Below are 13,329 nucleotides of genomic sequence, written 5' to 3'. Positions count from 1 at the left end.
CCGCGGGGTGGGACGGGCGGTGGCGATTCGGTAATGCCCGGTTGATCGGGCTGTCACCAACCATAAGAGATGATTACGGATTGGTCACGGGTCGGCGTGTCGACGCATGTTTGTGCAACAGAAATGCATCAAAGAGTGTTTTCCCAGGTGGCGTGGCGATATGCCACCTCTCTCGGCGTTACATAATCGAGATAAAGTGTGATGCAAGTCACTGGAAATGCGTCTTGATGGCGTCGGTATGTGGCGCTCGATCGGCCGGTTTTGTCGATTTCCGGCCCCAGTTCTGGTCACACAGGAGGCTGTGTCGAACCGCGATCTATTGTCGACCGACCGCCCCGATTTACCTGTGGGGCAGCAGAATTGAAAACGAATTACGCGCTGCTGGCTCAGACGAGATTCTTGCTCGCCTTGATCCGACGACGAATGTCGCGCATCTGTATGGTGTTGCCGGCCTGACGAACGGAGCGTGGGATGAACCTGTTGACGAACGACACGAAAATGAAGAGGTGTTCGAACCGGCGGCGGTCGTCTTCGGTCCACTCGAGGTCGAGTTGGTCGCGGTAGATCGGTGGAAGGAATCCGACCGTCAGGAACCGCAACAAGTTTCGGAATACCAGGCGTATCGGCCAAGCGATCATCTGTAGATTGACCAGGTCGATCAGATACTGCTTGGTGCGTTCGTCGATCACGACGCGTTCGCAACCGAGGTTCCAGTAGCGCTCGAAGTCTGCGCGTGTGGCCGGCCACATCTCTTCGGTGACCTGCAGTGTCGTTCCCAAAGTTGATGCGGACTGATAGAACGACTCCGCCTGTTCTTCCGACATCTTGCCGTGCAACAACTGATGACTGTCTTCGAAACCGATGAACAGGCAAGCAGCAACCCATAATTGGAGTTCGCGATTGAAGGCGTTGTACTTGACCGGGCTGTTCGCATCCGACTTCACATGTCGGTGTACCGAATTCACAGCCTCGCGGTAGGCCTTTCGCTCTTCCTCGTTGCCCAGGATCGCGACCGTCAGGTACTGCGTTGTGGTTCGTGCGCGCTTCCACGGATGCGCTGTCAGAGCACCAGATTCGACCTTGCTCTCCATGACGCCGTACGCCACCTCGGGCCAACCGAGTTGCAGGATGACGTTGGCAGCGGCTCCGGCGAACGACCAGAAATCGAGTGCGTCGGTGATGTGTGCGGGTTTACGTGCCCACCGCCTACGCTCCGCCGTGATGGTGATGCGTGTCTGATCGGTCCGAAGAGACGACTCGGACTTTTCCGAATCCAGGTAGTGAGTGGGCATGGATCTTCCTCCGCGCGTGGTGAGTTACTTGGTCTCGACGTTGCTCACGAGCCACCGGTCGTCCGAGCGGACCAGGGACACGACCATGCGGTACTTCTGTGTGTTTCCCTCTGGCGCTGCGACATTCTTCGCTTGTTGGTCGACGAACACGAGCACCTTGGCCGACGAATTGTCCAGCGATTCGATGCCGACGTCTGTCGCCGTTGCGCTCGCCTGGCCTTGCCCCCCGGCGACGACTTCGCGCAGTGAATCGACCATCGTTCGGTAGGTGCCGGCAAACTCGTCGGTCGACATCGAGGCGATGCTGTCTTTGTTGGCATCGAGGTTCTGATAGTCGAAGGAGGACATGATGGTCGAGTAATCCCGCGCGGTGTCCAAAGCCTCCTGCCGCAGCGTGTCTTCCTGATTCGCCGAGTACATCTGGAATCCGAGCACCACCAATGCTGCGACCAGCGCTACCGCTATGAGTGAGATCAGTGCGTTGCGTGGCTCCTTGAGGCGGCGAAGTAGCGACGGAGAAGTCGGATGTTCGGCCACCTCGGCTTCAGCCTCGTCGAGTAGTGCGTTGTCACCGTGTGCCATTTCCCAGTCCTTCCAACATCAATCTCCAGTAGTTCAGGGCGTCGACTCCGGTGGGGACGAGAATCGGATCTGCGACGACGGGCGGTCCGATCGGCGTACCGGGGACCGTCGAGTTCTGCAATCCGAGGTCGTTCGGGCGGGGAGCATTCTGTGCTCCGCGTTGGACGAGGTCGTCGGCGGGGGGACAGTACATCGCCAGACTTGGACTGGTGGGAGACAGATCGCCGACCTCACGCCTAGGGGTGTCGTAGTTACAGACCGGCCCCTGTGTGGCAACCAAGGCAAAGTCGGCGCGATCGCCTTTGACGATGGATGCCAGTTTGGCGAGACCTTCAGGAATCGTGACAAGTCCGGTTTCGAGGGCGTCTGTGCGGTCGGAGATGATCGGTGCGACAGTGACGAGATTGGCCAGGACCGCTCCGAAAGTGATGTGGTACTTGTCGAACAACTGTTGAGCGCTGTTCAGGGCGGCGGGCGAATGATCGGTGAGGTAGATCAGCACCGGAGCGTTGGATTCGAGTTGTTCGGTGAAGTTCTTGGCAGCTGCCATTCCTCGGACGAACGAATCCGATTGTGTCGCCATGGAGTCCACCAACGTGGAGGTTCGCGACAGCAGCGCGGCGAGTTCGGCCGACTGGTCGTTCAACTGCGCGGACATGGTCCCACCGTTGTCGATCATCGTCGCCAAGCTCGGGCCGAGCCCGTTGAACGAATTTCCCAGTTCGGTCCCGATGTCGCTGATCGCTTGCGGATCAATCCCTTCCAGGACACCGGACGCCTGAAGCATCAACTGGCTCATCTGGACCGGTTGCTGATCCGCGGGCATGGCGATTTCGTCGCCGTCCCGAAGATACGGGCCGTGGTCTGTGTTGGGATAGATGTCGACATTCTGAATTCCGGCTGCGGTCCCCATCGTCACCTTGGCGACGCTGTCGGTAGGTATCTCGGTGTTGTCGTTGAGTGAGAGTTCCACCCGAGCCGAGCGGGTGCCTGCGTCGAGTTCGACTTCACTCACTTTCCCCACCTGTACGCCGCGATACGTGACGACCGTGCCCTTGGTCAGCCCGAAGGCGTCGGACATGTTGGCGTGCAGCCGGATTTGGCCACCGAAACCCTGAGGGCCGACCACGTAGACGATTCCGAAAGGGATTACCACAGCAGCGATCAGAGCGAACAGGACAAGTTGAACAAGCGCAAGGCGACTCAACGCAGACCTCCCTGAAGTAGATCGGTGAGAGTTCCCGCCGGTGCGATCGATTGACCGGCCATCCCGCCGCTCCAGAGCTTGTCGATCGTTCCCGGAATATCCAGGGCGCCGTCGAAAACGAGGTAGTCACCTTGGACTGCACTGGTGAAGTTCTCGAGCAATCCGTTCATATTCGCCAGTGTCTGACCGATCTCCGAGTTGAACGAATCCAGAGTCCCGACAACGGTCGACGCATCGTGCAGCATCGCGTCGAGGCCGTCGGGTGACGAGTCGAGGATGGTGTTTGCGTTGGTGGCGAGCTGAACGGTCGAGTTCAACAGGCTTGCAATCTGATCCTTCTGTCCCACGAGAATCGACACCACCTGTGGAACGGAATCGAGGTAGTTGTCGACGACGTCGCGTTGGCCGGCCAGTTGGGAGGAGACCCGGGCAGCGAGGTCGACGGCCTCGTCGAACTCGCTGCGGTGACTGCTTGCCTCTGCCATGAGTGAGGTCAGGGTGTCGGTCAGAGAACGAACTTCACCGGAGCGCCCGGAAAACGCGGTGTTCAGCTCGCGCACCACGGTGTCGAGTTGATCGATGCCGCTTCCGGTCAGAACCGTCCCGAGCGTGGCAAGCGCACTTTCGACCTGCGGACCGATCTCGGTGCGAGACTCCGGAATTGTGTCGCCGTCGCTGAGCATCGAGCCGGACGGAACCTCCGGCACCAATAGTCTGATGAACGGGTTGCCCAGTGCGGACGGGAGTTCGACGGATGCTTCGACGTTGTCCGGCAACGGCGTCGCGGCGTCCAGACTCAGCGTCACATCGGCTCCGACGACGTCGGCGGACAGCGCGGATACTCGGCCAATGACTTTCTGGCCGCTGCGGACGTCTGCCCCCAACACCAGGCCGTCGGCGCCGGCCAGCTGCAGCGCCACGTTGTACGCATCACCGTCGGCCGAACGACCCAGGGGTAGGTCTTGAATGCCTGCGCTACAGCCGCCGAAGGCGAACACGGCCACAGAACCCACACCGATGATCACGATACCGGCGACTATTCGAACCGATTGCCGCGTCAATTGCCACCTCCGGGGACGGCTCCGCCGGAAATCGCAGAGGCGATTCCGAGCGGATCAGAAGTGCTGAGGGGGAAGGAAATCGGATTCGTGAACCCGGCTCCGGTACAGATCGGCAACTTGTAGGTGTCGCACAGCGGTTTCGCAACCGCGAACTGAGTCAATGCAGTCGAGACGTTGAGCCGAATGCGCCCGCGCTGATCAGGACCGATTGTCTGGGAGAGGTTCTGCATCATCAACGGCACCAGGTCCATGAACTCGGCGAGGCCGGGTTCTTTGGCAGCCAGAGTGTCACCGAGAACTCGCACGTTGTCGGCTATGGCACCGACATCATCGCCGTGAGTTGTCATGAAACTGTTCAACTGGTCGAAGACCACCTGCAGATCCTGCAGAGGCTGTGAGATGTCCATGTTCTGGTTCGCCCACTGATCGCCCAATGTGCCGAGGTCACCGACAAGTTCGTCGAGGCTGACCTGCCGTGCGTCCAGAGCATTCATCAAGGTGTTGAGATTGTCGACAAGGGCACCGATGTCTTCCGACCGAGCGCCGACAACTCCGGTTGCCGTGCTGAGGTTGCGAATTGCGGTGTTGAATTGATCGCCCTGTCCCCGCCATCCGGCAGCGCCGCGGCTCACGAGATCGCCGAGATTGCCCCCATCCCCGGCAAATGCGTCGGCCAAAGTGCTGACGCTTCCCATCAAGCCGTCGAAATCTATGGGGGAGTGGGCACGTTCGATCGGAATCTGGTCGCCGTCTTTCAGCGTCTCTCCGCCGGTGTAAGCCGGGCCGAGTTCGATGTGGCGATCGCTGATCACCGATGGATTGAGGACATAGGCCGAGGCGTCGGCGGGCAGGTCCACGGAGTTGGGCATCGACATCGCTACTCGAACAGAAGTTCCGCGAGGTTCCACCGACGTGACCGTCCCGACGCCGACTCCGAGGACCGTGACCTTGCTTCCCTCGTAGATTCCGCCGACGTAGCTGAAATCGGCGTAGACGGTCTTGGACTGATCCGTTCGTCCGAAGATGTACCAACCGGGGAGTGCAATCGCCAGGGTCACGACCAGCATGGCCGTGACGGCTTTTCGTGTATTCACTTGCAGCCCTCCATGATGCCGAGCGCGCAGAGCAGATTGTCCGGGATCACGGCGGCCGGCGCGTTGACGTCGGTCCAATTGCCGGTGCCGGTGGAATCGGTGACCGAACGCAGCGCGGAAGGAAGACGAGTCAACAGCAGGTCGATCTGATCTGCGTTGTTCTTCAGCGTGGTGGTGACCTCGACGAGGTTGTCGGTCATGGCTCCGAACTCGTCCTGACGATCGACGAAAGTGGTGGAGAGCTTCGAGATGATGATTGTCAGGTTGTCGACCAGTTGAGTCAGTGCGTCCTTGCGCATCGCAAGAGTACGAACGATCGTCTGAGCATTGGCCGCAGTACCGACTATCGAATCGGTTTGTGCCGCAGCCATGTCCGACAGCTCGCGGGACATGATGAGAATCTGGTCGATCTGTTCACTGTTCTGCGCGAAAGCCGCCGAGGCGCCGCTGATTCCGGCCAGCGCCCGGCCCACCTGATCGGAATCAGTTGGAATCACCTCCGAAAGGGTGTTCATCATGGACTCCATCGCCTGTAGGTCGACGCCGGTGGCCGCAGTGGTGGCATCACTGCTGACGTCGTCGAGGCTGTACGGCACGGTAGTGCGGGAGAGCGGGATGACCCGCGCATCGGAGTCGTCGACCACTCCGGCCGGCACGATCTCCAGGTAGCGCTTGCCAAGGACCGTCTTGAGCCTGACAGTCGCCGTGCTCTGGTTTCCCAAAGGCTGGTCCTTGTCCAAGCGGAAGTTGACGACGACGTGGTCGCCGGCAAGGTCGATCGAATCCACTCGGCCCGCGGGAACGCCGGCCACGTAAACCGGATCGGTGTCGGAAAGCCCGCTGGCATTGGCCAACTCCGCTGTGTATGCCGACGTGCGTACGTTGTACCAGAGCTTCGGAATGCCCAAGGCGGCGCCGAGTCCCACCACCAGAACGAAGATTCCGAGACTACCCAGGGCGAGAGCGGTGCCGCTACCGCTGCGACGGCGATCCCCTTTGAACAGGAAGAGCATGATGCCGACGAACACGTCGATCAGGTTGACCAGGAACATCATGAGCACACCGGCGAATGTGTCGGACCGAAGATGTTGGCTTCCATGTCGCCTGCCTTCAGAGTGAAATTGCACAGATACAGGCTGATGAAACTTCCGTAACTTCCGATCCGGTTGGCGGCGTCGGCGAACTGGGGAAGGTTGGCGAGAAGTCTGTTGAACTCGTCGGTGCTCGCAATCCAACTCCCGGTGACACTTTCGAGTTGTTGCACGGTCTGGCCGAATGCGCCGTTCGACCCGGCCATGATCTGAGCCAACGACGAGACAGTTCGGTTTCCCTGATCCAAGAGCGAGACCAGTTGATCGTTCTGCCCGACGACGGAAGTACTCAGATCGTTCAAACCGTCCAGCAGACCGACCAATTCGGGTTGGCGTTCGTCGACGGAGGTGAGAAGAGTGTTCATGTTCGTGAGTAGTTGTGCGAAGACGTCCTGACGGTCGACAAGGCCGGAGCTCATGGTCGCGATCTGGTCGAGGAGGGTGGTCATCGCCTGGCCCTGGCCGTTGAAGGTTTCGACAAAACTTCGCGTGAGCGTGTTCACCTGCTCGGGCTGCAGCGCGGCGAACAACGGTTTGAACCCGTTCATCAGTGCCGTCAAGTTGATCGGCGGTGTTGTCTGCGCCAGCGGTATCGTGTCACCTGGTTCGAGCTGTCGTGCGGATACCGTTGTCGCGCTGTCGTCCTGCGTCAGTGCCAGATATCGAGCACCGAGCATGTCGCCGTAGCGCACGGCGGCACGGACATCCGACTCGAGGGAATATTGCGACTCGATTTCGACGTCGACGATCGCCTTGCTCGTGCCGCCGCCGTTGTCGGCAAACGCAACCGAGTCCACGCGGCCGATACGCACACCGGACATCGTGACCGGGTTACCCGGGTTGAGGCCTTCGACATCGGTGAACTCGAACGAATACGAATCGGTGCTTCCGCGAACCGGGACCGACAACGTGTTCGCCACGAACGACGCACAAGCGACGCCGGTGAGACAGAAGAGTGACAACCGAATTATCTGGCCAGGACGGACCTTCACGGGACGGTCACCTCATTGCCTCTGACCATCGGCCCCAACATCAGTGTTGTTGCCGGGTTGGGGGTGTCCGAGCGTTCCGGCGATCCGCCCAGTAGCTGATCTTCGAGGTAGCGCAGCGTGGCCGCTTCGGCTTCGCCGCCCACGACCGGGGCACTGACGGGTTGTGCAGGCGTCAGGTTGGAGCCTGAACACTGCGCGCCGCGCGAGTCCCCGTACTGCGGGCAATCATCGCCGGTGTATGGGAGCGGTTCGGCGAACGTGGCAACTGCTGTGATGTCGAACTTACCGGTGGCGAAGACCCGCGCGCCCGCGGCGCCGAACGTACTGGCATTGGCGAGGGTGGAACGCAGTCCTCCGGGATTGGCCGCGGTGGTTGCGAGTATCTTTCCGGCGGAATCGATCACAGTGATGATGTTTCGGTTGTTCTCCACGACAAAATCGTCGACGGTAGCGGCGAAGACTGCGGCCGCGCCGATCGAGGACTCGAGATTCGCTCTGTTGGCGACCATGTTGTTCGAGACGGTTGTGGCGGCTGCCAAGGTATCGAGAATGTCGGGGGTCGCGCGGTCCAACGCGTCGACGACCGACTTGAATTCGGGTGTCGATTCGAGGAATTGGTGTGCGGCGGGTGTCAGTACGCCGGACGCGGCACTGAGATTGTCTATCGTGGTACCGATCTCGGCTCCGTTTCCGTCGAGTGCCTGGCCCAGCGCAGTCAGGGCTGTCTGCAACTTCTCGGGCTGCATCGCCGTGAGGACTCCCACCAATTTGGTGTACACGTCGTAGAGCGCAACGGCTTCGGGACCGTCGTCCATGTGGATCTCGTCTCCGTCCGACAGAGTCGTCTGGCCCTGCCCATTCGGACTGTCCACGAGCTGCATGTAGATGTCGCCGAAGAACGTGCGCGGAACGACGCGGGCTACCACGTCGGCGGGAATCTTCGACGCGTCATCGGTCTGAATCTGCAACTGCACAACGGATTCGGCGGTGCCTGATTCGATTTCGCCGATTCGGCCGACGTTGACGCCGTGGTACCGAACCGGAGCTTCAGCGCTGATGAGACCGGCTGTGGCTGGAACAGAGACGAAGATGTCGGTGCTCTGCTCGAGGTTTCCCGAACCGCGTAGAACCATTGTCACAGCGGCGGCGACGGCTACCACTACGGCGATCGCGCCGCGAAGGGCGTACACGATCTTTGTGTGTGTAGTGAGTCTGTCCACGGCTCAGACCCCCATTCCCGGGATCTGGGGCACGAGGCCCCACAGCGCGAAAGTCATCAGTACGTCGAGGATTCCGATCGCGAGGATCGCAGTCCGAAGCGCGCGCCCGGCAGCCTGCCCGACGCCGGCCGGACCACCGGAGGCATAGTAGCCGTACGCGCAGTGAACCAGCGCGACAACAGCGGCGAACACCACGGCCTTGAGGCCCGAGTACAGGAGATCCTGCGGCGAGATCGCCAGATGGAAGAAGTAGTCGTAAGTACCTGCCGATGCACCGTTGAAGAACACGACGACCAGTCGGGTCGACAGGTAGCTGGCGAGCAGTCCGATCATGTAGATCGGGATGACGCAGATCATGGCAGCGATCACCCGCGTACCCGCGAGGAAGGGGATGGATCTGATCGCCATCGAGTCGAGGGCGTCGATCTCGTCCGAGATGCGCATAGCCCCGATCTGGGCAGTGAAACCCGTTCCGACCTTGGCAGCCAACGCGATAGCGACGACAACAGGGGCAAGCTCACGGGTGTTCGCGACCGCAGACAGCATGCCCGAGAGCGAGGTCATCCCGACGAGTTCGAGGCCCCGGTGAGTCTCGACGCCCAACATCATTGCCGCGGCGAGCGACATCGCGAAGACGATCCCGATGGTGCCGCCGCCGGACAGCAAGGAGTTCGTGCCGAAGCTGACCTCGCTGATCTGACCGAGTACGTGCTTGCGGTACTTGGTGAGCGCAAAAGGGATCGATGCGATGGTGCGGACGTAGAAAGTGACGTGCTGACCGAGGGAGACGAGGCCGTCGCCGGCGGTTCGCAGGGGTCTGCTCGCTTGACGGGCTCGAACACGGAGATCGACGAGCGACATCAGAATTCACCGACTGCCGGGACGATTACGGTGTACAACGCGGACAACACTGTGTTCACGATGAAGACGAGCGCGAACGCAATGACGACGGCCTCGTTGACTGCGTCGGCAACGCCGCGGGGGCCGCCTTTTGCATGGAGACCTTTGAAAGTGGCCACCAAAGTCGAAGCGAGGCCGAAGATCGCGGCTTTCACCAAAGCCATGACGAAGTCGGACGATCGACCGTATTGGCTGAACGTTGCCATGAACGTTCCGGCCGGAAGATGCTGCACGTAGATGTGGTACAGATAGCATGCGATCACTCCGCCGAAGGTCACCATCGAGCACAGTGCGAGGGAGACGATCACTGCCGCAACCAATCTCGGAGCTACCAGGCGTTCGATCACATCGATGCCCATCACTTCCATGGCATCGATCTCTTCGCGAATCTTTCGCGAACCAAGATCGGTGCAGATCGCCGACCCGGCAACACCGGCCATCATCAACGCGCACACCAGTGCTGCGGCCTGTCCGACGATGATGAATGCCACGACGGCGCCCGAGTAGCCACCGGCACCGATGCGGCCGGCCAGTTCGCCGACCGACACCGCGATGAAGACACCGATCGGAATCATGAGGAGCAGCGACGGACCAGTGCTGACGCGACCGATGAAGAGCGTCTGAGTGACCGTCTCGTGCAACGAGAGTCGCCTGCGGAGGATTGCCGTGAACAGGCCGAACAGTGCCTGCACCGAGAATCCGATCAGATAGCCCCCCTGCAACGCTACGTCTCGTACCGGGCCTTTCGGGGCTGGTAGCTCGTACGTCATCTAATTGAATTCCTTTGCAGATCAACATGGTTCAGCACGAAAGTCGAACTGTTCGGACGCTGGCGGTCGAGCGAACTGCTTGTGAAGCATCTCACACATATATGTGACGTGGCAAGCATTATGTGAACGAAAATTCTCGGGGGAGTTTTCGGTGTAACAGCGACGGTCAGCGTGTTGACGTGCCAATATGAGTTCTGTCGGGTGGTGTCCTCGGCTTAAGTTCATCGAAATTCCGGAAGCCGTCGTCCGATGTCCCGGTCGGGGAGAGGGGGCCGCTTCGAGCGGTGACCCTACCTCTGGTTTCGACCACAGGGCAAGGCTTTGTTAACGAGGATTCTCTCGAGTTTCAGTGTCGATGATCGGGGCGATGCAGTTGACGGCAACCTGGAGTTAGGGAAGCTAGCAGCGTATATAGAACGTGGCTACAGTGGAAATCTCGAAAGTCTCCGATGGCGGGAACCGATTATGATTATGCTCATTCGCAAAAGGATCGGTTTGGTGTTTGGTGGGGCTGAGAGAGGGGGTGCGCGAGTGAGCCCGAGACAGCAGTCTGTCGATGCGCAGACAGTTGACGAACAGACCTCGCGTGTAATCCTTCGAGCGGCGGGATCGGAGTCGGTCAAGCGACGTCCGAAGGACCGCAAGGCGAAGATCGCCGCTGCGGCTGCAATTGCGTTCAGCGAACGGGGATATCCTGCCGTAGGCGTCGAGGACATCGCGTCGTCCGTCGGTATTTCGGGTTCGGCACTCTATCGGCATTTTCCGAACAAGTATGCGATGTTCCGCCACGCGGCACTGGAATTGACCGACGCGCTCGAGAGTGCACTCGATGCGGTCTCCGTCGCCGCCGATGCAACTGACCGGGAGTGCCTACGCGAGGATTTGCTCGCTGTGATCCGAACGACGGTGCGTAATCGGCGCACAGCCGGGATCTACCGGTGGGAGAGTCGGTTTCTCGACGCTGCCGATCGGAAATCGGTCCGAGCTCAGGCAGCTGCTGTCAATCGCCGAGTTGCACTGCATCTTTCACGCTCCGAACCGCCGGCGAGTACTCGTGCCGAAACCATCCTCACCTCAGCGATGTTCAGCGTGATCGGCAGCATCACCGCTCACAATCTGATACTGCCCCAACGTCGGATGGAGCAAGTTCTTCTCGACGCTTGTCTGTCGATCGAACACGGTGGGAGTGCAATTACATCGCGGCGGTCGGAGCAAACTGTGTCGACGCGGTCGGTGACGACGAACAAGCGTGAACGTCTGCTGCAGGAAGCCGTGCGGCTCTTCGATTCTCGCGGTTACCACGACGTCAGTATCGAAGAGATCGCAGCCGCTGCGGGTTTGAACGCTTCCGGGATGTACCGCTACTTTCCGAGCAAAGCGGAACTTCTCGGGGCGGTGTTCTATCGAGCGGCAGACCGTCTGGACCTCGCGACGGCAGCAGTGTTCGAGTCTGCGACGTCGCCGGAGGAAGCGCTGCGCGCACTGTCGGCGATGTACGTGGAGTTGTCGTTTGCACAACATGAATTGATGTCGGTCTATTTTTCCGAGATGAACAACCTTCTGCCGGGACATCGAAGCGATCTGAAGAATCGGCAGAAGCTGTACGTTGTCGAGTGGGCGCGGATACTTCGCGAAATTCGCCCCGACCTTTCGGCGATAGAGGCGAAGTTCCTGGTTCACGCTGCTTTGAACCTGGTCCCCGACATCGGACGCTTGATGAAGTTCGATGTTGCAGCAGAAAACGCCTCCACACTTCAGACGTTCATGTCAGCAGTTCTCTTCGGCTGCCCGGCTTCGCCGCCCTGAACTTCTCGCCGCCCTGAACTTCTCGCCGCCCTGAAACTTGTCGGACGGCGTGCGTAGTGTGGTCGGCTATGAGCGAAGTCGTGTCTCTGGCAGCTGCCCGCCGAATAGCGCTCGCCGCTCAAGGGTTCGGCAAATCACACCCGGCAACGGTGACGCGGCGCAATCTGGTCAGCGTGATGGACCGGCTGCAGGTCTTGCAGATCGACTCGGTCAACGTTTTCGAACGCAGTCACTACCTGCCCGTTTATGCGCGACTGGGCGCCTACGACAAGTCCAGGCTTGATCAGCTGACCTTCTCCCCGGAGTCGGGGTACCTCGAATACTGGGGACACGAAGCGACGTTCCTGCCGGTGGACATGTGGCCACTCTTTCGTTGGCGCATGGACCAGTTTCGTGACAAAGCTTTGAGCGACAAGAACGGATGGGCGTCTGATCGGCGCGACTTCCTCGACTGGTTGCGCAACGAACTGCGTGAAAACGGTCCGATGGCGGCGAGCGAAGTCGAGCATGAAGCGAATACACGCCGCGGCCCGTGGTGGGGGTGGTCGGACGTGAAAGTCGGGCTGGAGACTCTGTTCCGGTGGGGCGAAGTGGTATCCGCGGGTCGCGCAGGATTCGAACGTCGATACGGCCTTGCCGAACACATGCTCGCGCCCGAGATCCTCGATGCGAGGATCGATCGATCGGACGCGATCCGTGAGCTGGTGCTGCGTGGTGTGAAGGCCCACGGACTCGGTACGCTCGACGATATCGCCGACTACTTTCGGCTGCCGAGCGCTGAGGCACGAATTGCCTTGCGTGAGATCGAAGACGCCGGCAATGTACGCAGTGTTTCCGTCGAGGGCTGGGAGCGTCGTGGCAAGCCTCGCGAGGTATGGATTGATCCACAGGCAAAGCGTCCAAGGTCGATCCGAACCGAGGCTCTGTTGTCGCCCTTCGATCCGGTAGTGTGGGCGCGCGATCGAGCGTTGCGGCTCTTCGACTTTCACTACCGGATCGAGATCTATACTCCCGCACACAAGCGGGTTCACGGCTACTATGTGCTCCCCGTGTTGATCGACGACAATATCTGCGCGCGAGTCGATCTCAAGAACGACCGACAGAACCGTCGGCTACTCGTGCGCGCTGCTTGGGCCGAGCCCACCGCCGATGCCGACACTGCACCGCGTCTGGCTGAGCTCCTTCGTAGAACCGCAATGTGGCAAGGCTGCGACACCGTAGTCGTGGAGAACAATGGAACATTGGCATCAGAGCTGGCCGCTGTGATGGCCGGCGACGAGGTGGATGCGGTGGGCGCGCGCTAGGTCAATCTGG

Annotated in this window: 12 protein-coding genes; 2 read left to right on the top strand and 10 right to left on the bottom strand. The window is 60.2% G+C overall.

Annotation, left to right across the window (positions count from 1 at the left end):
- Nucleotides 1–386 precede the first annotated feature (386 nt).
- The 10 genes from AC2ETI_RS11565 to AC2ETI_RS11520 are packed head-to-tail and all read right to left on the bottom strand — an operon-like array spanning nucleotide 387 to nucleotide 10,209.
- Nucleotides 387–1,292 carry an oxygenase MpaB family protein gene (locus AC2ETI_RS11565; protein WP_020968478.1) on the bottom strand — a complete coding sequence of 302 codons (906 nt, stop codon included), beginning with the start codon at nucleotides 1,290–1,292 and terminating at the stop codon, nucleotides 387–389.
- A 24-nt stretch (nucleotides 1,293–1,316) separates the two neighbouring features.
- Nucleotides 1,317–1,874: a hypothetical protein gene (locus AC2ETI_RS11560; RefSeq protein ID WP_019746957.1), complete on the bottom strand. Its 558-nt coding sequence runs from the start codon at nucleotides 1,872–1,874 to the stop codon at nucleotides 1,317–1,319.
- Nucleotides 1,861–3,081: an MlaD family protein gene (locus AC2ETI_RS11555; RefSeq protein WP_483633925.1), complete on the bottom strand. Its 1,221-nt coding sequence runs from the start codon at nucleotides 3,079–3,081 to the stop codon at nucleotides 1,861–1,863. The genes AC2ETI_RS11560 and AC2ETI_RS11555 overlap by 14 nt, the downstream gene beginning before the upstream one ends.
- The gene (locus AC2ETI_RS11550; protein ID WP_069147007.1) at nucleotides 3,078–4,142 is read right to left on the bottom strand and encodes an MCE family protein; all 1,065 of its coding nucleotides are present in this window, start codon (nucleotides 4,140–4,142) and stop codon (nucleotides 3,078–3,080) included. Before AC2ETI_RS11550 ends, AC2ETI_RS11555 begins: the two co-directional genes overlap by 4 nt.
- Nucleotides 4,139–5,236 (bottom strand): MCE family protein, encoded by a 1,098-nt coding sequence (locus AC2ETI_RS11545; RefSeq protein WP_030534720.1) that lies wholly within the window; start codon nucleotides 5,234–5,236, stop codon nucleotides 4,139–4,141. Before AC2ETI_RS11545 ends, AC2ETI_RS11550 begins: the two co-directional genes overlap by 4 nt.
- Entirely contained in the window at nucleotides 5,233–6,288 is a 1,056-nt protein-coding gene (locus AC2ETI_RS11540; RefSeq protein WP_483634006.1) for an MCE family protein, read from the bottom strand. Before AC2ETI_RS11540 ends, AC2ETI_RS11545 begins: the two co-directional genes overlap by 4 nt.
- A complete protein-coding gene (locus AC2ETI_RS11535) occupies nucleotides 6,288–7,319 on the bottom strand; it encodes an MCE family protein (RefSeq protein WP_483633924.1) in 1,032 nt (343 codons plus the stop codon). The genes AC2ETI_RS11540 and AC2ETI_RS11535 overlap by 1 nt, the downstream gene beginning before the upstream one ends.
- Nucleotides 7,316–8,509 (bottom strand): MCE family protein, encoded by a 1,194-nt coding sequence (locus tag AC2ETI_RS11530; protein WP_230091083.1) that lies wholly within the window; start codon nucleotides 8,507–8,509, stop codon nucleotides 7,316–7,318. The genes AC2ETI_RS11535 and AC2ETI_RS11530 overlap by 4 nt, the downstream gene beginning before the upstream one ends.
- A 33-nt stretch (nucleotides 8,510–8,542) precedes the next feature.
- A complete protein-coding gene (locus AC2ETI_RS11525) occupies nucleotides 8,543–9,400 on the bottom strand; it encodes an MlaE family ABC transporter permease (protein WP_003945491.1) in 858 nt (285 codons plus the stop codon).
- The gene (locus AC2ETI_RS11520) at nucleotides 9,400–10,209 is read right to left on the bottom strand and encodes an MlaE family ABC transporter permease (RefSeq protein ID WP_019746964.1); all 810 of its coding nucleotides are present in this window, start codon (nucleotides 10,207–10,209) and stop codon (nucleotides 9,400–9,402) included. The genes AC2ETI_RS11525 and AC2ETI_RS11520 overlap by 1 nt, the downstream gene beginning before the upstream one ends.
- A gap of 531 nt (nucleotides 10,210–10,740) precedes the next feature.
- Here AC2ETI_RS11520 and AC2ETI_RS11515 point away from each other — a divergent pair.
- On the top strand, nucleotides 10,741–12,015 hold the full coding sequence (locus tag AC2ETI_RS11515) for a TetR/AcrR family transcriptional regulator (protein ID WP_053062059.1): 1,275 nt from the start codon (nucleotides 10,741–10,743) through the stop codon (nucleotides 12,013–12,015).
- 68 nt (nucleotides 12,016–12,083) lie between these two features.
- A complete protein-coding gene (locus AC2ETI_RS11510) occupies nucleotides 12,084–13,319 on the top strand; it encodes a winged helix-turn-helix domain-containing protein (protein WP_021332418.1) in 1,236 nt (411 codons plus the stop codon).
- The last annotated feature ends 10 nt before the right edge of the window (nucleotides 13,320–13,329 follow it).

Source organism: Rhodococcus sp. MurmanLake-1 (assembly GCF_056945715.1).
The sequence above is the reverse complement of the archived record's forward strand: the minus strand, read 5'-3'. Positions and strand labels throughout refer to the sequence as shown.

Bases quoted from the DNA above. Each gene is read 5' to 3' on its own strand.
- AC2ETI_RS11525 (WP_003945491.1), bottom strand. From the start codon at position 9,400: ATGTCGCTCGTCGATCTCCGTGTTCGAGCCCGTCAAGCGAGCAGACCC.
- AC2ETI_RS11520 (WP_019746964.1), bottom strand. From the start codon at position 10,209: ATGACGTACGAGCTACCAGCCCCGAAAGGCCCGGTACGAGACGTAGCG.
- AC2ETI_RS11540 (WP_483634006.1), bottom strand. From the start codon at position 6,288: ATGTTCCTGGTCAACCTGATCGACGTGTTCGTCGGCATCATGCTCTTC.
- AC2ETI_RS11510 (WP_021332418.1), top strand. From the start codon at position 12,084: ATGAGCGAAGTCGTGTCTCTGGCAGCTGCCCGCCGAATAGCGCTCGCC.
- AC2ETI_RS11565 (WP_020968478.1), bottom strand. From the start codon at position 1,292: ATGCCCACTCACTACCTGGATTCGGAAAAGTCCGAGTCGTCTCTTCGG.
- AC2ETI_RS11560 (WP_019746957.1), bottom strand. From the start codon at position 1,874: ATGGCACACGGTGACAACGCACTACTCGACGAGGCTGAAGCCGAGGTG.